At 65.6% G+C, this 20,902-nt stretch carries 17 protein-coding genes and 2 pseudogenes; 8 read left to right on the top strand and 11 right to left on the bottom strand.

Translation table 11 applies throughout. The annotated features are described in order from the left end of the window. The first annotated feature begins 167 nt into the window (after positions 1-167). From VSR72_RS29940 to VSR72_RS29925, 4 genes are read left to right on the top strand one after another with little or no spacing between them, the layout of a single operon-like run. Complete coding sequence (locus VSR72_RS29940) at positions 168-1,841, top strand: ABC transporter substrate-binding protein (protein WP_342955894.1); 1,674 nt, start codon at positions 168-170, stop codon at positions 1,839-1,841. A 1-nt stretch (position 1,842) separates the two neighbouring features. Then, a complete protein-coding gene (locus VSR72_RS29935; RefSeq protein ID WP_342955893.1) occupies positions 1,843-2,769 on the top strand; it encodes an ABC transporter permease in 927 nt (308 codons plus the stop codon). Continuing rightward, the gene (locus VSR72_RS29930) at positions 2,766-3,644 is read left to right on the top strand and encodes an ABC transporter permease (protein ID WP_342955892.1); all 879 of its coding nucleotides are present in this window, start codon (positions 2,766-2,768) and stop codon (positions 3,642-3,644) included. Before VSR72_RS29935 ends, VSR72_RS29930 begins: the two co-directional genes overlap by 4 nt. After that, positions 3,641-5,362: an ABC transporter ATP-binding protein gene (locus VSR72_RS29925; RefSeq protein WP_342955891.1), complete on the top strand. Its 1,722-nt coding sequence runs from the start codon at positions 3,641-3,643 to the stop codon at positions 5,360-5,362. The genes VSR72_RS29930 and VSR72_RS29925 overlap by 4 nt, the downstream gene beginning before the upstream one ends. A gap of 25 nt (positions 5,363-5,387) precedes the next feature. Here the strand turns inward: VSR72_RS29925 and VSR72_RS29920 are convergent, their stop codons facing one another. From VSR72_RS29920 to VSR72_RS29905, 4 genes are read right to left on the bottom strand one after another with little or no spacing between them, the layout of a single operon-like run. Beyond that, the gene (locus VSR72_RS29920) at positions 5,388-6,995 is read right to left on the bottom strand and encodes a rhodanese-related sulfurtransferase (protein WP_342955890.1); all 1,608 of its coding nucleotides are present in this window, start codon (positions 6,993-6,995) and stop codon (positions 5,388-5,390) included. Continuing rightward, the gene (locus VSR72_RS29915; RefSeq protein ID WP_342955889.1) at positions 6,992-7,588 is read right to left on the bottom strand and encodes a cysteine dioxygenase; all 597 of its coding nucleotides are present in this window, start codon (positions 7,586-7,588) and stop codon (positions 6,992-6,994) included. The genes VSR72_RS29920 and VSR72_RS29915 overlap by 4 nt, the downstream gene beginning before the upstream one ends. Beyond that, the gene (locus tag VSR72_RS29910) at positions 7,588-8,403 is read right to left on the bottom strand and encodes a class II aldolase/adducin family protein (protein WP_342955888.1); all 816 of its coding nucleotides are present in this window, start codon (positions 8,401-8,403) and stop codon (positions 7,588-7,590) included. Before VSR72_RS29910 ends, VSR72_RS29915 begins: the two co-directional genes overlap by 1 nt. Before the next feature lie 29 nt (positions 8,404-8,432). Next, positions 8,433-9,512, bottom strand: coding sequence for an LLM class flavin-dependent oxidoreductase (locus tag VSR72_RS29905; RefSeq protein WP_342955887.1), 1,080 nt, complete (start codon positions 9,510-9,512; stop codon positions 8,433-8,435). A 258-nt stretch (positions 9,513-9,770) separates the two neighbouring features. On the opposite strand from VSR72_RS29905, the gene VSR72_RS29900 reads away from it, so the two are divergent. Then, a complete protein-coding gene (locus VSR72_RS29900; RefSeq protein ID WP_342955886.1) occupies positions 9,771-11,228 on the top strand; it encodes an NAD(P)-binding domain-containing protein in 1,458 nt (485 codons plus the stop codon). Between the two features lie 110 nt (positions 11,229-11,338). Further along, complete coding sequence (locus tag VSR72_RS29895) at positions 11,339-12,400, top strand: LLM class flavin-dependent oxidoreductase (protein ID WP_342955885.1); 1,062 nt, start codon at positions 11,339-11,341, stop codon at positions 12,398-12,400. Positions 12,401-12,422: 22 nt separating this feature from the next. Here VSR72_RS29895 and VSR72_RS29890 read toward each other — a convergent pair whose 3' ends face one another. From VSR72_RS29890 to VSR72_RS29870, 5 genes are read right to left on the bottom strand one after another with little or no spacing between them, the layout of a single operon-like run. Further along, a complete protein-coding gene (locus VSR72_RS29890; protein ID WP_342955884.1) occupies positions 12,423-13,664 on the bottom strand; it encodes an acyl-CoA dehydrogenase family protein in 1,242 nt (413 codons plus the stop codon). A gap of 22 nt (positions 13,665-13,686) precedes the next feature. Beyond that, positions 13,687-14,691 (bottom strand): NrtA/SsuA/CpmA family ABC transporter substrate-binding protein, encoded by a 1,005-nt coding sequence (locus tag VSR72_RS29885; protein WP_342955883.1) that lies wholly within the window; start codon positions 14,689-14,691, stop codon positions 13,687-13,689. Positions 14,692-14,725: 34 nt separating this feature from the next. Beyond that, complete coding sequence (locus VSR72_RS29880) at positions 14,726-15,475, bottom strand: ABC transporter ATP-binding protein (RefSeq protein WP_342955882.1); 750 nt, start codon at positions 15,473-15,475, stop codon at positions 14,726-14,728. Further along, positions 15,472-16,311 (bottom strand): ABC transporter permease subunit, encoded by an 840-nt coding sequence (locus VSR72_RS29875; protein ID WP_342955881.1) that lies wholly within the window; start codon positions 16,309-16,311, stop codon positions 15,472-15,474. The genes VSR72_RS29880 and VSR72_RS29875 overlap by 4 nt, the downstream gene beginning before the upstream one ends. A 28-nt stretch (positions 16,312-16,339) precedes the next feature. Further along, positions 16,340-17,236, bottom strand: coding sequence for an ABC transporter substrate-binding protein (locus tag VSR72_RS29870; protein ID WP_342955986.1), 897 nt, complete (start codon positions 17,234-17,236; stop codon positions 16,340-16,342). A gap of 222 nt (positions 17,237-17,458) precedes the next feature. On the opposite strand from VSR72_RS29870, the gene VSR72_RS29865 reads away from it, so the two are divergent. Together VSR72_RS29865 and VSR72_RS29860 are read left to right on the top strand one after the other, a co-directional pair. Further along, positions 17,459-18,370, top strand: coding sequence for a LysR family transcriptional regulator (locus tag VSR72_RS29865; RefSeq protein ID WP_342955880.1), 912 nt, complete (start codon positions 17,459-17,461; stop codon positions 18,368-18,370). A gap of 160 nt (positions 18,371-18,530) precedes the next feature. Beyond that, positions 18,531-18,860: pseudogene (locus VSR72_RS29860) on the top strand (TauD/TfdA family dioxygenase); the annotation flags it as partial. A gap of 97 nt (positions 18,861-18,957) precedes the next feature. On the opposite strand, the pseudogene VSR72_RS29855 reads toward VSR72_RS29860, so the two are convergent. Both VSR72_RS29855 and VSR72_RS29850 read right to left on the bottom strand, forming a co-directional pair. Continuing rightward, positions 18,958-19,104: pseudogene (locus VSR72_RS29855) on the bottom strand (ABC transporter permease); the annotation flags it as partial. Positions 19,105-19,932: 828 nt separating this feature from the next. Further along, complete coding sequence (locus tag VSR72_RS29850; protein ID WP_342955985.1) at positions 19,933-20,901, bottom strand: response regulator transcription factor; 969 nt, start codon at positions 20,899-20,901, stop codon at positions 19,933-19,935. Position 20,902: the final 1 nt, after the last annotated feature.

Raw genomic sequence — 20,902 nt, 5'->3', positions numbered from 1 at the left:
GGTGAATCATCGGTCACAACTGGCTGGTGCGAGCGGCGAGGCGTGGTCGTCATCGAAGCCGTCATTTGCATATGCCACACACGCGTGCAAGCTTATGGCTTTTTCATCGTTGACCCTGGCTGTTTCATTTGATGATATGGACGCCCTTCAAGTCGACAGGGCGGAACATGTATCTGGGATCGAAAAAGCCATTGCGCCATGCTGCGAAGGCGTTGATCGTGCTGGGCGCGGTTGTGCAACTCGCGGCGTGCAACCAGTCGAATAGCGCGCAGGCCGCGCAGCAGAGCGCCGCGGGCAGGCCCACATCGGGCGGCACGCTCACGTGGGGTGTGACCACCGAGCCCGCGTGCTTCGATCCCCATCGCTCGTCGCAACAAAACGCGTTCTGGGTGATCCGTAATTACGTCGATTCGCTAATCTACAAGCAGCGCGATGGTTCGTATTCGCCCTGGCTCGCGAAGTCATGGAGCGTCTCGGACGACGGCAAGACCTATACGTTCAATCTGCGCGACGATGTACATTTCACCGACGGCACGCCATTCGATGCCCAGGCGGTGAAGGCCAATTTCGATTACATCATCGCCAATGCGGCGACGACGGCGCCTTCCGCTTCGCTGCTCGTGCATCTCGATCATGTCGAAGCGGTCTCGCCGTCAGTCGCGCGCATCGTGCTCAAGCAACCCGATTCGACCACGCTTGAATCGTTGTCCAGCGTGAAGCTGGGTTTCATTTCGCCCAAGGCGCTCGCGTCGAATCACGATTTGTGCGGGGGCGGCCCCGGCATCGTTGGCACGGGGCCATTCGTGTTCAGTGCGTATCAGCGAGGACAGTCGGCGACTTTCACGCGCAACCCCGACTACCACTGGGCGCCCGCAGCCGCGCAGCACCAGGGGCCGGCATGGCTCGACAAGGTGGTGTACCGCTTCCTGCCGGAAGCTTCGGTGCGCACGGGCGCGCTGAGTTCGGGACAGGTCGATCTGATCGAAGGCGTGCAGCCTACCGACGCCAGCGTGTTCGATCATGTCGCAGGCTTCCAGTTCCTGACCGGCCCTTCCGCCACGACGTCCTTTACGCTCAACGTGAATTACACGGCTTGGCCCGCCGACGATGCGCGCGTGCGCCGCGCCTTGCGCGACGGCTTCGATCTGGATGGCATCGTCAAGAGCGTCTATCTCGGCACGGTGCGGCGCGCCTGGTCGAACATCGGCCCCGACAATCCCGACTACGCGAAGGCGCTGCAGGGCTCGTGGGGAAACAAGGTCGCCGAGGCGAACCATCTGCTCGACCAGGCGGGCTGGACCGCGCGTGACAGTGATGGCTTCCGCACGAAGGACGGCAAGCGTCTAACGGTCGAAGTGGGCTATCCGCAGCCGTACATTCGCGACAGCCGCGACGTGCTGATCCGGGCGATCCAGTCGGCGCTGCGGCAGAACGTTGGGCTCGACCTGCGTTTGCGTATCACCACGGCGGGCGAGTTCGCGAGCCAGCAACATACGGGCATCTGGAGCATCTATCCGAACACGGACAACCCGTCAGACGTCGCAATGGAACTGTGGGACATGCTTGGCGATCGCGGGTTTCTGTACCAGGCGATTCCCGCGTCCGATGCCTCGCTCACGGGCAAGATCAACGAAGCGCGCAGGCTGCCGGTGGGCGACCAGCGGCGCAAGCTGCTTGGCGAGATCCAGCAATACGCGGTCGATCAAGGCTACATCGTGCCGCTGTACGCGCCGCAATATCATCTGGCCGCAAAGTCGTCGGTGCATGGCGTCGGCTTCGAGCCGCAACTCGACGGTCCCGCGAGCGCATACGAGCTCTGGGTCGATAAGCAGGGGGGATGAGATGGCGCGCAAAGTGGCGATCCGTCTGCTGACGGGCTTGCTGGTTCTCTGGCTGGCGGCCAGCGCTGCATTCGTGGCGATACACGCCTTGCCCGGCCGCATCGAGGACATACTCGCGGGCGACCTCTCGTATCCTGGCCTGCGCGAGGCGATCGCGGCCCAATGGGGCCTCGACCACAGCCTGCTCTGGCAGTACGGACAGTTCGTGCTGCGCCTCGCGCGCGGCGATCTCGGCACCTCGTTTGTGCTGCAGCAGCCCGTGGGCACGGTGCTCGTCAGCCAGCTGTGGCCGACGGTCGAACTGTCGGCTTCGGCGGGCGTGCTCGCTGTACTGCTGGCGCTCGTCGTGGCCACGGCCACTGCGGGCGTGGCAGCACGCGGCACGTGGCCGACACGCCTCGCATCGGCTGCCGAACTCGTGTTCACGTCCACGCCGGTCTTCTGGGGCGGGCTGCTGCTGCTCATCGCGTTCTCGTTCCACTGGCGCCTGTTCCCGGTGTCAGGCGGCGCGGGGTGGCGCGCACTCGTGCTGCCGGCCATCACGCTCGCGCTGCCCACCGCGGGCATGCTCTCGCAGGTCATGCGCGAGGCGCTCGACGACGCCTTCGAGCGGCCGTTCGTGATTACCGTGCGTGCGCGCGGCGTTTCGGAAGCGGGGCTGCGCGTGGGGCATCTGCTGCGCCATGCGTTGCTGCCGGTCGTGACGCTCGGCGGCTGGCTGATCGGCGGTCTGCTCGGCGGTGCCGTCATCACGGAGAAGCTGTTTGGCCGGCCGGGACTCGGCAGTATCACGCTCGATGCCGTGACTTCGCAGGACGTCCCCGTGGTGCTGGCCGTCGTGCTGCTGGCCGCCTTCGTGCACGTGGTGATCTCGACCGCGCTCGACATCGCCTACCTCTTCATCGATCCGAGGTTGCGCAGCAAATGAGCGACATTTCCGTTTCCCCGACGCCGGCTTCGACCGGCCTGCGCGCCACCGCTGGTTTGCGGCAACTGAGGCGCGTGCCGACTTCCGTGGTGCTCGCGGCCGCGTTTCTCGCCTTGCTTGTATTCGCCATCGTGCTGCCCACCGCCATCACGCCTTACGACCCGTTGGTGAGCGACGTCGCGCACGCCATGCAGCCGCCCGACGCGGCGCATTGGCTCGGCACCGACCGCATTGGTCGTGACGTGCTCGCGCGCATCGTCTACGGCGCGCGCTACTCGCTGCTCATCGGCCTGGCGAGCATGCTCGTGAGCCTGCTGATCGGACTCGTGATCGGTCTGTGTGCGGGACTCGGCCGGCGCCTTGTCGACGAATCGGCGTCACGCGTGTTCGACGTGCTTTCCGCATTCCCGCCCGTGCTGCTGTCGCTTTTCGTGGTGGCGTTTCTCGGGCAGGGCATCATCAATATCGCCGTTGCGGTCGGCATTGCGGGCATCCCGAAGTTCGGGCGCGTGTTGCGCGCGCAGACGCTCGTCGTACGGCGCGCCGACTACGTGACGCAGGCCGTGATCTTCGGCTTGTCGCGCCGCGAAGTGTTCTGGCGGCACGTGCTGCCGAACGTGCTGGCGGCGGTGCCAGTGATTGCGACGATCGACATCGGCAGCGCCATCATCGCGGTCTCGGGGCTGAGCTTTCTCGGGCTCGGTCCCCAGCCGCCGACGCCGGAGTGGGGCGTGATGCTCGCTGAAGGGCGCGACGTCCTGCGTGTTGCGTGGTGGCCGAGCGTGTTTCCGGGCCTGGCGATCACGCTAACCGTGATCGCGTTCACGACGATCGGCAAACACCTGGCGCGTATCTATGGAGTCCGCACGCGATGAACGAGATCCTCACCTCAGAAGCCACGCGCGCGCGCGTGCCTGGCCGCACGCTCGTCGATGTGACGGGCCTGTCGATTGGCTTCGACGACGTCAACGGCGGCCGTGCACTCGTGCGCGGCGTCGATCTGGCGATTCGCGCCGGCGAATGCGTGGCGCTCGTCGGCGAATCGGGGTCGGGCAAGAGCCTGACTGCACGAAGCCTGATCGGGCTTGCGGGCGCGCACGCGCGCGTCGACGCACAGCGCTTCGAGATTGACGGCCGCGCGGCGCTCGCGTTTCGTGAGCGTGACTGGCGCGCGGTGCGCGGCGGTTTCGCCGGACTCGTGATGCAGGACGCGCTCGTTTCACTCGACCCGTTGCGCACCGTGGGCCGCGAAATCGGCGAGGCGTTGACGCGCCACGTGAAGGGACAGTCGAGCGGGCAATGCGTGGCCGCCGTGCATGCGGTGATGCGCGACGTCGGCATTGCGCAGCCTGAGCGCCGCGCCGCACAGTATGCGCACGAGCTTTCGGGCGGACTGCGCCAGCGCGCCTTGATCGCCTCGGCGATCGCTGCGAGCCCCGCGCTCGTGATCGCCGACGAACCGACTACGGCGCTCGACGTGACCGTGCAGGCGCAGGTGCTCGCGGTGCTGGAGGCGCGTTTGCGGGCGGGCGTGGGCGTGCTGCTCATCAGCCATGATCTCGCCGTGGTGGCGGGCATCGCCGATCGCGTGATCGTGATGCACCGTGGCGAAGTCGTCGACAGCGGGCCAACGCGCGACGTGCTCGAGCGGCCCGCGCATGCCTACACGCGCCAGTTGCTTGCTGCACAGCCGGGCGCGCAGTCGCGCGGCTATCGCCTCAGCTCCGCGCGCTTCGACGAGCAGGGTGGGGGCGCCGTCGTGCGCGAGCCGCTGCCGCCCCGGGTGCGCGCGGTGGGCGGCATCGTCCTGCGAGCGCACGGCATCGGCAAGCGGTACGCGCGCGGCAAGGCCGACGCGAATGCGTTCGTCGCCCTCGACGACGTCTCGTTCGACGTGCGCGAGGGTGAGGTGCTCGGCATCGTCGGCGAATCGGGGTCGGGCAAAAGCACCTCGGCGAACATCGTGCTGGGCCTGCTCGCGCCGACGAGCGGTGGGGTCGAGTTTCTCGGCGAGCGCTGGAGTGGCACGGGCGTGAGCGAGACGCAGCGCAGCCAGCGGCGGCCGCTCATGCGCTATATCCCGCAGGATCCGTTGAGCGCGTTCGACCCGCGTCACAGCGTCGGCCGGCTGCTCGCCGATGGCCTGCATTCCCAGCGGCTGGCGCAGCGCGCCGTGCTGGATCGCAGCGTGACGCTGCTCGAGCAGGTCCGGTTGGATGCAAGTTATCTGGATCGTCTGCCGGTCTCGCTCTCGGGCGGTCAGCGCCAGCGCATCGCTATTGCGCGCGCGATTGCTTCGGAGCCCGCGTTGATCGTCTGCGACGAGCCCGTTTCCGCGCTCGACGTCTACGTGCAGGCGCAGGTGCTCGATCTGCTCGGCGAACTGCAGGCGCGGCTCGGCACCGCGCTGCTGTTCATCTCGCACGACCTCGACGTGGTTCAGCATGTGAGCGACCGCGTACTGGTGCTCAAGGACGGCCGCGCGGTCGAGACTGGCGCGACGGCCGAGGTCTTTTCGGCTCCTCAGGCTGAATACACGAAGCTGCTGCTGCGTTCCGCGCCAGATTTGCGGCCGCAGCGGCGGGCGGCTTGACGCGCGGCAAGCGCGAACGCGGCGTTCAGATCACAAAGAAGCCGTGGGTGCCGTCGCGGCCGAGCTGAGCGACCAGACCGTACTCCCATTCGAGGTAGGCGTTCATCGCTTCGCGTGCGTTGTCGGTGCCTTCATAGGGACGCCGATAGCGGTCGGTACGCGGCGAGGCCAGACGCGCATCGCCGCTCGCCACGGGCAGCCCGGCGCTTATCCATGCCGCGGTGCCCCCTTCGAGCACTTCCACCGGCTTGCCCGTCAACTCGGCAATGTCGGATGCAGCGAACGGTGCGAGCGCATTCGTCATACACACGGCGACGTAGCGCCGCGCATCCGGTAGCGTACGCAGGTCGTCGAAGCCGGGGGCGAGATGCGATCGCAACGCCCACCACGCGCCTGGGATATGCGCCTTGACGTGATTGGCGCTCGACGTGAAATCAAGCACGATGGTGCCGTGATCCGGTTCGGCGAGCCGTGCTGCTAGCGCTTCCGGCGCGATCGACGTGATACCGGGCGCCGCGGGTTTCGGCGCGTGCCATGCCCCCGCCTCGGTGAGATCGTCGGCGCGGGCTTCATCCACCACGTACACGTCGATATTCATCTGCGCGAGCCACGACGCCGTCATGTTGGCACGCACGCCATCGTCGTCGAACAGCACCACGCGCGCGCCACGCACCGGTGCAAACATTTCGGTTTCCTGAGCGAGCTGGCCGCCTTGCGCGCCCTGAAACCCCGGCGCGTGCGCGTGCTCGTACTCGGCGGGCGTGCGCACGTCGAAGCGGTACGTGGTGCGCGATGTATCGGCGGCCCAGCGAGCGGCTTCAGCGAGCGTCGTTCGCCCGACGCCCGCGCGGTTGGCGAGCGCGGTGGCGGCCGCTTGCGATGTCGACAGCGTGACGGCGTCGCGACCCGCTTCGAGATCGACGCGGCGTGCGCTGCCGTGCTCCAGCGTTTGCCCCGCGAGCGTCCAGCCGATAGTGCCGTTGCGCAGCGCCGCCACGGGATTCGGCAGCCCTGCGTTGACGAGCGACTGCGCACCGATGATGCTGCGCGTGCGCCCCGCGCAGTTCACGATCACGCGTGTGGCCGGATCGGGCGCGAGCGCGCGGGCGCGCAGCGCGAGTTCCGCGCCCGGCACGCTGATGCTGCCGGGAATGTTCATCGTCTGGTATTCGTCGAAACGGCGGGCGTCGAGCACGATCACGTCTTCGCCGCTCGCGAGGAGCGCGCCCACCGCCTGCGCCGAAAGTGAAGGCGTGTGGCGTTCCGATTCGACGAACTCGCCAAACGCCTTGCTGGGCACGTTCACGTCGCGGAACACTTCGCCGCCTGCGCGAATCCAGCCCGAGAGGCCGCCTTCGAGCATGGCGATATCGGTGTAGCCGAGTTCACTGAGCGTCACGGCCGCGCGCTGCGCAAATCCTTCGCCGTCGTCGAGCAGCACGATAGGCACGCTTCGACGCGGCAGCTTCGTCCAGGCATCGAGTTCGAGCTTCGAGAGCGGCAGGTTGGCGGCGAAGAGGGGATGGCTTTGCGCATGCGTATCTTCTTCGCGCACGTCGAGCAGTGCAATCTCTCGGCGGGCGAGCAGTGCGTCGCGCACGTTCTGATACGTGCGCGTGGGAAATGACTTCATGAGGCAGTGGGTTCCCTGGTGAGGTCCCAGAAGTTCGGGAGCGTGTCGTTCGAGTAGCCGGAGACGAAGGGCTTCGGCGGCGCGTCGAGCGGATAGGTGAATCGACGTACGGCGCCGATGTTCGCGCCGTACACGTGAATGCTGACGGATACGCGGTCGTCGAACGCGTTGCGCACACGGTGAATGTCGCCGATCGTGGGCGAGACGGCCTCGACTTCGCCGCGTTCGATCCGCACCTCGTCGCCGAGCGGCCGCAATGCGCCGGCCGCGTCGTGCGCGTAGGGCTGCGCATACTCGGCGCCGCGCAGCACGCCAATCAAGCCCCAGACGGTATGGTCGTGGATCGGCGTCTGCTGGCCAGGTCCCCAGACGAAGCTGACCACGGAGAAGCGCTGGCGGGCGTCGGCATGGAGCAGATATTGCAGGTAGCGCTCGGGCGAGGGCACGGCGTAGGCGTCGGGCAGCCAGTCGTCCTCGCGCACGAGTTCGCGCAGCGCATGCAGGCCGTGTTCGATCAGCCTGGGCTCGCGCGGCGCCCGGTCGAGCAGTTCCGCGATCGTGCCGACGAAGCGGCGAAGCTTGTGGATGCCCATCAGTCGAGCAGATCCGGTTCGTGCTCGACGAGTCCCGCGTAGAGGCTCTCGAACGCGTAGCGCGCGCCGCCTGGGCGTCCCACCTGTTCGTGCGTGAGCGTCGCGACATCGTGGGGAATCGGCTGCGGCTGGCCGGCGGCCTGCGCGAGCAGTTGTGTGTGGCAGGCGTTCTCCAGCGCGATGTACCACCACGCCGCCGCTTCGACGCTCGGCCCCGCGGTGAGAATGCCGTGGTTCTTGAGGATCACCGCCTTGCGATCGCCCAGTGCGTCGGCGATGCGCGCGCCTTCGCTGGTGTCGAGCACCACACCGCGAAAGTCGTCGAAGAGCGCATGGTCTTCGTAGAACGCGCAGGCGTCCTGCGTGAGCGGATCGAGCGTGCGGCCGAGCGTCGACCAGGCCTTGCCGTAAAGCGAGTGTGTATGAGCCGCGGCGACGATCTCGGGATGCGCTTCGTGAATGGCCGCATGAATGGCGAACGCGGCCTGGTTCACGGGCCCGGCGCCTACGACGATCTCACCGTGCCGGTTCACGAGCAGCAGGTCGGAAACCTTGATGCGCCCGAAATGCAGCCCGAGCGGATTGACCCAGAAGTGATCGGGCCATTCGGGGTCGCGCGCGGTGATATGCCCCGCGAGGCCCTGATCGAATCCATAACGCGCGAAGAGGCGGAACGCGCCTGCTAGCCGTTCCTGCCGATGGCGTCGCTCTTCGACGGGCGTGCGCATGGGCGCTTCGTCGTCGAACCAGAACTTGCGCACGGGGGCGTGTCGCAGGTCGGTACTGGCGAGGTCTGCGATGGTGGTGTGAGTCATGGCGGTTTCCCGGACGGTATCGGCTGGCTTCAGGCGGCGACGCGCACGTGCGAGGTCAGCTCACGCGTGGCCGGAATCAGCTCGCGGCCATAGTCGACGGCATCTTCGAGCGGATCGAAGCCGCGAATCAGGAACGTCGTGACGCCCAGCGCGTGATATTCGGCGAGCGTTTGCGCGACCTGCCCGGGCGTGCCGACGAGCGCGGTCGAGTTCGAGCGCCCGCCGATCTCCTTCGCGACGGCGGTCCACAGGCGTTCGTCGGCGCGCACGCCGTCGCCTTCACCGGCGGCGAGCAGCCGGCGCGCGCCTTCGCTCTGCAGCGGGTCGCCCTGGTCGAGACCCTGTTCGGCGCGCAGGCGGCGTGTTTCGGCGAGGATGTGTTCGGCGCGCTCCCACGCGGCCTTTTCCGTGTCGGCGAGGATCGGCCGGAACGAAACAGAAAAGCGCACGTTGCGACCGTGTTTCGCGGCCTCCGCGCGCACGCGGCCGATCAGGTCGGCCACGCCTTGCTTCGATTCGCCCCACAGCGCATAGACATCCGCGTGCTTGCCCGCGACCGCGAGCGCGGCCTGCGATGCGCCGCCGAAGTAGATCGGCACATGCGGCTGCTGACGCGGCTTCACCTCCGACCAGGCCTGCTCGAAGCGATAGAAGCGGCCTTCGTGGTCGAACGGTTTGTCTTCGGTCCAGACGCGTTTGAGGACCTGCAAATACTCGTCGGTGCGCGCGTAGCGTTCGTCGTGATTCAGATAGTCGCCGTCGCGGCGCTGATCGGCGTCGCTGCCGCCCGAGATGAAGTGCACGGCGAGACGGCCGCCGGAAAAGTGATCGAGCGTCGCGAGCTGGCGTGCGGCGAGCGTCGGCGCGACAAAGCCGGGGCGGTGCGCCAGCATGAAATGCACGCGCGAAGTCACGCTCGCTGCATACGCGATCGTGAGCGTGGCGTCGGGGCTGACCGAGCTGTGCGGCACGAGTATGCGGTCGAAGCCCGCGCGCTCGTGCGCCTGCGCGAAGTCGCGAACGTAATCGACGTCGATGGCCGGGCCTTCTGCGCGATGGGTTTCCGACACCTTGCGTTGCTGGATCATGCCGATGAATTCGATGCTCATGCGGGCTCCTCGGTTGGATGCGGGTCAGGCCGGAGCGATACGAAGAAGGCCGTGCCGACCGTGATTCGATCAGAAGAGGCTAGCATCCATCCATGCGAGTCTTAAATATTGAATGCTGATAAACATTCCATTTGCACATGAAGTGATGCTGCCCGGCGAAAAAGGAAAGTCCGATTCATTCTTTGGCAGGATGCAGGAGCTGGCCAATACTCGAAGCTTCCGCGCCTCTTCTGTGCGCGCCCTTCGCAGGACGTCCTCATGAGTGAACCCACGCTGCACGACCGCCACGCGCACGAAACTCTGCGTCTCATCGGCCCCGATCCGGAAGACTGGGTTGTCGCCCGTCCCGGCATCGATCACAACGTCGTCGTCGTGGGCGGCGGCCAGAGCGGCACGGCGTTCGCGTTCGGCTTGCGGCGCGCGGGAATCGGCAAGGTCAGTGTGATCGACAGCGCCGCTGCCGCGCCGCTCGCGGGCGTCTGGACCACGCGCGCGCGCATGCAGCGGCTGCGCACGCCCAAATCGCTGGCGGGGCCGGAGGCAGGCTTGCCCGCGCTGGGCTTCCAGGCGTGGTACGAAGCGCGCCACGGCGAGGCCGCTTACGCCGCGTTCGATCGCATCGGCCGCGAGGAGTGGGCGGACTATCTCGCGTGGTATCGGACGTTCCTCGGCATTGCGGTTCGATACGGGACGACGCTCACGCGCATCGAGCCTGTCGGCACGCACTTCAGGCTGCATCTGCTCGTTCGCGATGGCGAAGCCGTCGAGCAGCGCGTGGAAACGGCACGCAAGGTCATTCTTGCGAACGGCGTCGCGGGCAACGGCAAACCGAATCTCATCGCACCGCTGGCGTTACTGCCGCGCACGCACGTCGCGCATACGTCCGACGCGATCGACTTCGGCGCGTTGCGCGGCCGGTCCGTCGCGGTCGTGGGCGGCGCCGCCTCGGCTTTCGATGCGGCGGCGACGGCTCTCGAAGCGGGCGCCGCCGAGGTGCATCTTTTCGTTCGGCGCGCGTTGCTGCCGAGCTTGCCGGTCACGCGCGCCCGCGCGTATCCGGGTGCGTACGACAACTATCCCGCGCTGCCCGACGCGCTGCGCTGGCGTCAGGCGCTGCGTTTTCGCCGCGCGGGCTCGACGCCGCCCGCCGACGCTGTATCGCGCGTGACGCGCTTCCCAAATTTTCATCTGCATCTGGACGCAGTGTGGCAAGTCGCGAAGGTCGAAGGCGCGCGCGTGCAGGCGCGTGTGAACGACACGACGTTTGCATTCGATTTCGTGATTGCGGGGACGGGCTATGCCGTCGATCTGCACGCTCGGCCCGAGCTTGCCGAGTTCGCCGCGCATGTGCGGCTCTGGCGAGATCACCACACGCCCGCCGCGCACGAGCAAGACGATGCGCTGGGCGCGCATCCGTATCTCGGTGCGGCACTCGAGTACCTGGAGAAGACGCCCGGTGCAGCGCCGTTTTTGCGCAACGTTCACGTCTTCAATCCGGCGGCGTTCGTCAGTCGCGGGCTGCCGGTCGGCGACGTGCCCAGCATGAAGCGCGACATTCCCGCGGTGATCCGGCGCATCAGCGAGGATCTTTTCATCGAGGATCTGGACGCGCACGAGGCGCGCATGAGTGGCCCGGTGCCCTTCGATTTCGAGCCGTCGTTCTATGCGGACAGCGTGTATCGCGAGGTCCGTGCTGAGCCGGTGGACTCACGCTAGGGGCCGTGAAGGCTTTATGCGTTTTCGCGGGTTCGATAGCAGGAGATATTGGATTTAACGCGGCGCGCGCGGCGTTAGCATGGGCGTCCTATCTTTTACGCCTTCATGCAATGTCCCGTTCTTTCCCACGCTTTGGCATCTGGGCGCTCGTGCATGGAAGCCGCGCAGCGCTGCAGGACCCTGCCGAGCCCTACGACGCATCGTGGGTCCGCAACAAGGCGCTCGTGCTCGAAGCCGAGCGCCTCGGTTTCGATTCCGTGCTCGTCGCGCAGCATACGGTCAATCCACACGATCCCACGCTCGATCAACTGGAGGCGTGGACGGCCTCGGCCGCCCTGGCGGCGCTTACGTCGCGTATCGAGATTATCGCCGCCATCAAGCCGTTTCTCTACCATCCGGTCGTGCTCGCGAAGATGGCGCAGCAGATCGAGCACATTAGCGGCGGGCGTTTCGCGATCAACCTGGTCAATGCGTGGAACCGTCCGGAACTGGAGCGCGCGGGCATTGCGTTTCCGGAACACGACGATCGCTACGCCTATGGCCGCGAATGGATCACGGTAGTCGATGCCTTGCTGCGCGGTCAGAACGTGAGCCACCACGGCGAGCACTTCCAGATCGACGACTACCGGCTGCTTCCCGCCGATCCCTTCCGCGCACGCCCGCGCATTTACGTGGGCGGCGAGTCGGAGCCGGCGCGTGATCTGGTGGCCGCGCACGGCGACGTGTGGTTCATCAACGGCCAGCCGCTCGACGATGTCGCGGGCCTGATCGCCGACGTGTCGGCACGTGCGCGTCCCGATGGGCACGATGCCTTGCGTTTCGGTCTGTCCGCTTTCGTGATCGCGCGAGAGACCCAGGCGCAGGCCCAGGCGCACCTCGATCATCTGTTCACGCTGGCCGAGCGCGACAAGCCGCTGCGCGAGCGCCAGAAGGCCAACATCGATCCGAACGTCGAGATGTTCAAGACCTTCGCACGCTCGGCGCGCGTCGGCTCCAATGGGGGCACGGCAGCGGGGCTCGTGGGCGATTACGACACGGTTGCGCGGCGCATCGCCGAATTTCACCGCGCTGGGATCGAACTCTTCATGCTGCAGTTCCAGCCCTTCGAGGACGACATGCGTCGCTTTGCCCAGGAGATCGTGCCGCGCGTGCGCCGCGAGCTGGCGGCATAAAACAACGGGCGCGCGGCCCGGATCAGAAGAACGCGCCCGTTGGCGGGAGCTGCCCGGTCAGCAGGTTCTGACCGAGCAGGCGCTCCTTGTAGAGGCGCGGATTGTGCGAAGCAATCACCTTGATATTGCGCCAATGCCGGTCCAGCGCGGCCGCGTTCGACACCACCGAGCCCGAGCCCAGGTCGATGAGCCAGCTCGCGACTTGCGGCGCGAGATCGTCGATCACGACTTTGGCTTCCGAGGCGGCGAGCGTCGCGGCGAGGGTGCTCGCGTACTCGTCGCGCGTGCCGCGGCTCTCCGCAGCGCGTTGCAGCGCCTGCACGGCGCGTTCGGCGCTCGCCTCGATGCTCGCGGCGTAGGCGCGAATGCGCCCCAGCAATGCCTGTAGCGCCGGTTCATCAGCGGGCTGCGCGGCGTCGCCATGGTAGAAGTTGCGCCGACGCACGCGCAGCACGTCCACCGCATCCACAACCACGCGCCGCACGATGCCGGCAATGCAGTTGGTGAGATAGACCTGGTGGAAGGTGAAGCCCCACGGCGCGGCTTCGGGTGCTTTCGGCGGGTCTGGCGGGTAGACATGTTCGGCCTTCACCGCGACGTCGCGAAACCGCGCGGTGCCCGAGCCGGTCAGGCGCTGGCCAAAACCCTGCCAGTCGTCCTCGGTGCCGACGCCTTCGCCTCGTTCGAGCACGTATTGCACGGTGCCGTTCTCACGGCTCTCGACGGCGAGCCCGACGAATGCGTCGTTGTAGAGATTGCCTGTCGCGTAGACCTTCTCGCCCGAGCCCACGTAGGCCTGCCTGCGCTCGTCCCATTCCAGCCGGCTCAGCACGCGGCTCGGCCGCGCGCCTGCCGCCGTCGCATCGCTTTCGACGAAGCTCAGGCCGATCGTCTTGCGCCGGCGCACGAGGTCGAGCACATGCGCATGAAAAGGATGGTCGCGCCGTTCCAGGGCCGCCTCCACCTGCCAGAAGTGATTGCGAAAGGCGTGGGCGATATTCGAATCGGCCGCTGCGACGTCGCGCGCCACGGCGAAAAGCTCGCTCAACGACACGCCGTGACCGCTGTCGTCGGTGGAAAGGCGCAGTGCGCCGAAGCCCAGTGCCTTGAGCACGGCGATTTCTTCGTGCGGCAAGCGCTGCTCGCGCTCGCGCTGCGCCGCCGTCTCGGCGATTTCGGTTATGGCTTCGGAGAACCCGAGTGACGCCGATAACGGTGAGACGAGCGAGATACCGCCGGGCGGTGGGGTGTGGGTTTCAGACATACGCTTTCCGGTTCATGGCGCGTCATACCTTGACGCTGTAATCGGCGACCTTGATGGGCGCGCTGATGATCTTGCGTTGCGCGAGCCAGTCCGCGGCCCGTTGCAGTTGCGCCATGAAGGCCGCATCGTCCGGCTCGTGGAACTGGTTCACGCGCTTCAGGCTCGCCAGATAGTCGCGCACCTGATCCGGATATTTCGCTTCTCTTTGCACGAGCGCTTCCGACTCCGCCGAGTGCTGCGACTGCCAGGCGCCTTCCACGTAGTAAGCGTCGAGCACGGCGCGCACGAGTTCGGAGTTTTCCTCGGTGAACTTGCGGCGCGTTACGAGCGAGCTGTAGTCAATGAGGAAGTCGAGATCGCGTCCCTCGTTGAAAATGTCCTTTGCGTCGTTCGCATGGCGCGAGATATCGACGGCGGGCGACCACATCGACCACGCGTCGACCTTGCCTTGCGCAAACGCCGGCGCGGCATCGGGCGGATTGAGGTAGACGAACTCGACCTTGCTGCGGTCGACGTTGTGTTTTTCCAGCGCGGCGATGAGCAGAAATTCGCCCAGCCCCGAGCGGTTCACCGCGACCTTGCGGCCGGTGAGATCGGCGACCGAATTGATGCCGCTCGTCTTCTTCACGATGATGGCGGTGGAGCGCGGCGAATACACGTCGAAGCCCGTGAAGACGATGGGCGATCCCGCGAGCATGGCGGCGAGCGCAGGTGTCGTTGATCCCCAGAAACCAAAATCCGCGCTGCCGCCGACCACCGCCTGGATCGACGGAGCATGGTTCGGAAACGGCCCGATCCATTCGACTTTGATGTTCTTCGCCGCGAGCGCTTTCTCGAATACGCCGCGTTGTTTGGCGATGTCAGGCAGCGCGCCGTAGCCCCAGCCAATGCGGACCGTGTCGGTGTTGCGCGTGAGCCTGGCAGGCTGCGCTGCGCGAGCGGGAAGGAGATGCGCGGCAGCTGCGCCGGCCAGCAGGCCGCCCGCCGCGCGCAGGAGCTGGCGGCGGGTCAGTGAAGCGTCAATCATTCGTTATCCTTGCTTATATGCCGAGGAGCTTGGCTCATTGGGGCTGAACGCCGAGTTCCTCGAGCAGCGTGAGCCGCAATTTTTGCGGCGTGTGGCCTTTGGGTTGAAACGAAGCGGCGATGCGCCCCGCACGCATGACGAGAATGCGGTCAGCGAGCGCCAGCGCCTCGTCGACGTCATGCGTCACGATGAGCACGCCCGGCGAATGGCGTGCGACCAGTTCCTTGACGAGCCCGTGCATCTTGATGCGCGTGAGCGCGTCGAGCGCGGCGAACGGTTCGTCGAGCAACAGCAGCGCGGGGTCTCGCACGAGCGCGCGCGCCAATGCGACACGCTGCGCCTGGCCGCCGGAAAGATTGCGCGGCCAGTCCTGCTCGCGACCCGCGAGGCCGACTTCTGCCAGCGCGCGCGACGCGCCGGCGCGGCCGACGCTCGACTCGTGGCCGAGCGCGACGTTCTCCCACAACGTGGCCCAGGGCATCAGACGATGCTCCTGAAACACCACGGAAGGCCGCTCGGGTGCGCGAATCTGCCCGGCATCCGGCGTGTCGAGGCCAGCGAGCGCGCGCAGCAGCGTGGTCTTGCCGCAGCCGCTTTCGCCGAGCAGTGCGACGAATTCGCCTTTGCGGATATCGAGGTCGAGTGCATCGATCACGACACGCGCGCCATAACGGCGTTGGAGCCCGCGTACCGATACGGCCAATGGCGATGTGGCGGTCTCGGCTTCGCTTTCGCGGCGAGTGACGGTGTTCGCGTGGCGCGGCAACGTGGCGGTGGCGCTCATGGCTTCTCTCCCTTCGCGTAGTTCGCGTGCCACGACAGGAAGCGTGCTTCGAGCGAACGCACAAGTGCGTCGGCGGCAACGCCGATGATCGCGTAAATGATCATGGTCAGCAGGATGACGTTGGTCTGGAGGAATTCGCGGGCATCCATGGCGAGAAAGCCGATGCCTCTGGTCGTCGCGAGCGTTTCGGCGATCACGAGTGCGAGCCAGGCGTGCGCGAGCGCATAGCGCACGCCCGTGAGGATCGCGGGCATCGCGCCCGGCAGAATGATCCGGCGCACGACCGCCGGCCATTTCAGTCCGATCACCTTGGCGAGTTCCATCAGCTTCGGATCGATCTGCCGAATGCCGAGCATCGTGTTGATGTAGATGGGAAAGAGAACCGCGAGCGCGACGAGAAAAATCTTCGCGACTTCACCCACGCCGAACCACACGATGACGAGCGGCAGCATCGCGAGAAAGGGAATCGCGCGCACCATCTGGATCGACCGGTCGATGAGCGCCTGCGCGAGCTGCGAAAAGCCGACCAGTACGCCAAGCGCGAGCCCGATTGCGCCTCCGATCAGAAAACCCGCGATAGCGCGCAGCAGCGAGACGCCGAGGTGAACGAACAGGTCGCCGTTGCGGGCAAGATTCCACGCGGTGACGGCGACGCTGCTTGGCGCGGGAAGCACTTGTGGCGTGATCCACTGCGCGCGCGCCGCTATCTCCCAGAGCACGACGATGAGCACAGGGACAGCCCAGGAGAGCCAGTAGTAGAAGCGGTCCGTCGAAAGCCGCGAACCCGAGCGCGACGACGGGACATAGCGGTTTGAAGAAGTGGTCACGTCAGCCATGTCGTTTCCTTGGTAATCCGTGCCGAGGTCATTGGGAAGCGCTCACGGCTGACGAGAACTGTTTATCGAAGCTCGGTGCGACGTCGACACGCGTCTTGATCACGCCCGCACGCAGGTAGAGATCGGCGGTGCGTTGCTGCTCGGCGATCAAGCTGTCGTCGATTGGAATGGGATGCAATTGCGCGCGCTGATAAACCGTCTTCAGCACGTCGGCGGGCAGGCCGGTCACGCGCGACTGGATCGCCGAGACTTCGTCGGGATGCGAGAGCGCCCAGCGCTGGCCGGCCGCCACACGGCGCAGGAAATCGGCAAGTTCTGCGTGCTTGTCGCGGATCGCCGTGTCGGTGGCGGCCTCGAAGCTCAAGCCCGAGGAGACGCCCACGCCGTTCGCGATACTGCGCGCGTGTTGACGCGCTTCGCTCAACGCCACATAAGGGTCCCATGTCGCCCATGCATCCACGTTGCCTGAGACGAGCGCCGCCTGTGCGTCGACGGGCTGCATATACGACAAGGTCACATCGGTGAGCTTGAGGTTCGCACGCTCGAGCGTGGCGACGGCGAGATAGTGGCCGATCGAGCCGCGTGTCGTCGCGATGCGCCGGCCTTTGAGGTCGGCGGCGCTGTGGATCGGTGAGTTATCGGGTACGACGATCGCGAGATCTACGGGCGTCGAGCGTGAGGCCAGAACCGCACGGATCTTCGCGCCCGCCGAGTACGCGAAGATGAGCGGCGCGTCACCCAGGCCACCGACATCGATCGCGCCCGCATTGAGCGCCTCACCGAGCGGCTGCGCGGCGGGGAAATTGAACCATTCGATCTGATAGGGCACGTCCTTCAACTGGCCCGACGCTTCTAGAATGCCGCGCGTCTGGAGTTGCTGGTCGCCGACCTTGAGTGTCGTGGCAAACGCCACAACCGGCATCATTGCAGCGATCGCGACGAGATAACGGACATAAGCGCGGACATAAGCGCGGCGCATGAAATATTTCCCAGATAATGCGTATGACGAGCAGACACGATACGGAGCGCGTCCCTATAAGGCAAACGCGTTGTTCTTCTATGGAAATATGCAGATGGCAAATACGAAGCGGCTTGAACGGATCGCAGCGATGACGCTAAGCTACTCGATCATTAAATCGGGACCATCATGAAACTCGACGAGATCGAAGCCTTCGTCGCTGTCGTGCGTAGCGAGTCGCTGAGCCACGCAGCCGAACGGCTCGAGCTAACGCAACCGGCGGTGACACGGCGCATCCAGAATTTCGAGGAATCACTGGGCGTGGAACTGCTCGATCGCAACACCAAACCCATGCGCGCGACGCCGATGGGCCGCGCGGTCTATGACCAGTGTCGCGCGATCGTGCGAGAGATCGACGTGCTGCGGCAACTCGTGAACGAGGAGGGGCCGCTAGCGGGCGTGCTGCGCCTGGGCGTGGCGCAAACCGTCGCCGACATCGCGATGCTCGATGCGCTGCAGTCGCTGCGCCAGGCACATCCTGAGTTGCAGGCGCGCGTGTCCACGGGATGGGGTGCGCCGCTGCTGCAAAAAGTGGAGGACGGCGAACTCGACGCGGCCGTCGTGCTGTTGCCCGCGAATCGCGCGTTGCCCGAGACGCTCGTTGGCGAGTCGCTCAGTTCGCTCAAGCTTGCCGTGGTCGCGCAAAAGGGGTTGCTCAAGCGCCGCGCATATACGCTCGCCGAATGTCAGTCGCACGGCTGGGTGCTCAATCCAGACGGTTGCGGTTTTCGCGCCGGACTGCAGCATGCGCTCGCTGCACAAGGCCATGTGCTAAAGCTGAACCTCGAGACGTTGGGCACGGAATTGCAGCTGGGGCTCGTCGCGGACGGTGTAGGCCTCGGCGTTGTGCCGTACCCGCTCGTAGCGGCGAGCGTGCATTGCGCTTCGCTCGACGTCGTGCAGGTGAGTGACTTCAAGCCGGAGATCACCGTGCGGATCGTGCGTTCGCGCGCCATCGGCAAGATGGAATCGGCGATCGCCGTGCTGACGCAGAGCATTGCGCGAAGTTTCAAGTCAGCGAAACTCGCGCGCGCGGCCTGAACGGCGGGTGAAGAGCTCGTCCGCCAATCGAATCACGAAAGCGAGCGCCTCTGGCCGCTACAACCCGAGCGGCTATTCGCTGAAGACGCAGAATGATCCAGAACCAACGATTTTTCATCCCGTTATCTGGTTTGCGCATTGATCCGGAGGTCGTCGACGCCATTGCAATGGAAGCGCCGTGCCGGCATGCAGCGTGCCGATCGTGGGCCTCGCGCCGCGCGAGAGCCAGGTTCTGCTCGAACTGCGCTGGGAGCACCTCACGAGGCCGGAATTCACGGTGCGGTTCAAGTGGGACGCGGGCAGCGTCGCGTTTTGGGACAACCGCTCGACTGCGCACCTCGCGCCTACCGATATTTTCGATCTCGACTTCGACCGACAGCTGTATCGCACGACGCTCGTTGGCGATGTCCCGGTCGGTCCGGACGGCCAGCCTTCCGTTGCTATCGAAGGCTCACCTGTGGGCGCGGCAGCCGCGGTCGCGCTGAATTGACGGTCAGATGAGCCGTTGCGACGAGTCACCTTTCTGCAGCGGCTGTACCTTCGACTGTTCGCGGGGCAAGCAAACGCATTCGCGTGTGATGCGCCGATCATTCCTCACGCTGCGCGCCGAAGCGGCGATAAAGCAGCCTCGCTCCACTGTCGAGCAGAAACCCCAACGCGCCGATCTCGAGCACGACCGCCATCAACTCCGAATACGCGAGCCGGTCGTGCGTATCGAGAATCAGATAGACGAGGCGCTATCAAGTCGACGAACACCTGCAGGAGGGCGAAACATGCTGCCCGCGAACCGGCAAGGAACGAGCGCTTCAGCCGGGGCAGACATCGCCCATGTCTCGCGCTTCAGAGCGTCTGCCTGATTCCGAGGTTGACGGCTGCTGTGCTCAACTCCTTGCGCGCGTTTCGACTCTACGCGCGCCAACTGTCAAATCGTCATCGGCCGTTAGTCACCGTGCCCGTCGACTCGGAAAATGCAACTACCGGTCTATCAATATTTCACCCCGACACCGCGGCGCGGGGAAAGCCGGTCTTCAGGTAGAGGGGGATCGCCCAGGCGCGCGGCTGGCACGCCGATGTCGTGATCCTGCGCCGCAGCCTGCGTCGTAAGCGCCCGACACCTCGCACACCCTGCGCAGGCTCGCATTTCCATATCCCATGACGAGACTTTCCGTCGGCAGGTACCGCATCGACGACGAAACGTTGGCAAGTTGGCTCGCCGACGTACGACGCCAGCCTCGCTGATCTGGAGGGGGCATTCGCGGATTGAATATATATATATATATCGTAATCCGTAGTAATTTTGTGTGTGATTGATCGTATTTTTACCCGTGTTGCCCACAGGGCAAGACGGCGTTACCGATAGGGTTGCACTCATAGCCGCCGTCCGCGGAGGCGAACGTCGGCAGATGACTGATGACAATTGAAGCCAAAGACGCTTGACGACCCGGAGCGCACTGTCGGGGAGACGAACATCGTTGGCTCATCCTGAACTGAAGCGGCCATTCCTCCTGCAATGTTCATGGACGCATCGCGGCAGTTTCCCGTCGGCGATCGTTCAACACCATTCAGGTCCGGTCCAGCATCTTTATTGCGAGCGCGGCGGCAGCGGCACGCGTTTCGACGTGCAGCTTGCGGAACAGATGCTCGAGGTGCTTGTTGACCGTGCGTGGCGCGGTACCGAGAATGTCGCCGATGTCGCGATTCGTTTTGCCACGCGAAACCCAGAGTAGCACTTCAGCTTCGCGCGCCGTCAGGCCGAAGCGCGCGCAGAGCGCATTGCGATGCACGGTATCGTCTATTTCCTTGAGGATAACGATCCATTCGCCAGGCTCAGGCGCAGGCCTTGCACTCGCCGAGCGACGAACGTTCTCCGCCGCGAACTCGTAGACGGCATCGGGTTCGCATCCACGCGCGAGCCAGTCCGCGAACCAGGCGCGCAGCAGCGGAGGCAACGTGGGGCGCGCAACGGCGAGCGTTGCCTCATCCGCGTGAACGGCTTCGGCGGTGGAGTAGGCCGCGATCTGGCGCTCGGCCTGCGGACTTTGCCAGCGGATCGCGCCATCGGCACCCACGATCAGCGCCGCGCGTGCATCGAGCGAAAGCGCCGCTTGCGCATAGAGCTGTGCGCGCGAGCGTCGCACGTGCGCGCCAATGCGTGCGCTAACCTCCTCGGGCCGAACAGGTTTCGTCACATAGTCGATCCCACCCACGCGAAAGCCGCGCACAACGTGCTCGCTTTCCGTCAACGCGGTCATGAAGATCACGGGAAGATGCTCGTGGCGAACGTCCTGTTTCATGCGGCTACAGGTTTCGAAGCCGTCCATGCCCGGCATCATTGCGTCGAGCAGCACGACGTCGGGTGTCACGCGCGCGAGGCATTTGAACGCGTCTTCGCCGGAGAGCGCGACCAGTACCGCGTAACCGTTTGCCTGGAGCGCATCGGAGAGAAACGCTAGGTTGTCCGGTGTATCGTCGACGATCAGCACGACAGGCCGCTCATCGAGCCACCCAGGCGTCGCGTTGGCGCCGCTCATC

The organism is Paraburkholderia sp. JHI869, assembly GCF_038900775.1.
Lineage (GTDB): Bacteria > Pseudomonadota > Gammaproteobacteria > Burkholderiales > Burkholderiaceae > Paraburkholderia.
The sequence above is the reverse complement of the archived record's forward strand: the minus strand, read 5'-3'. Positions and strand labels throughout refer to the sequence as shown.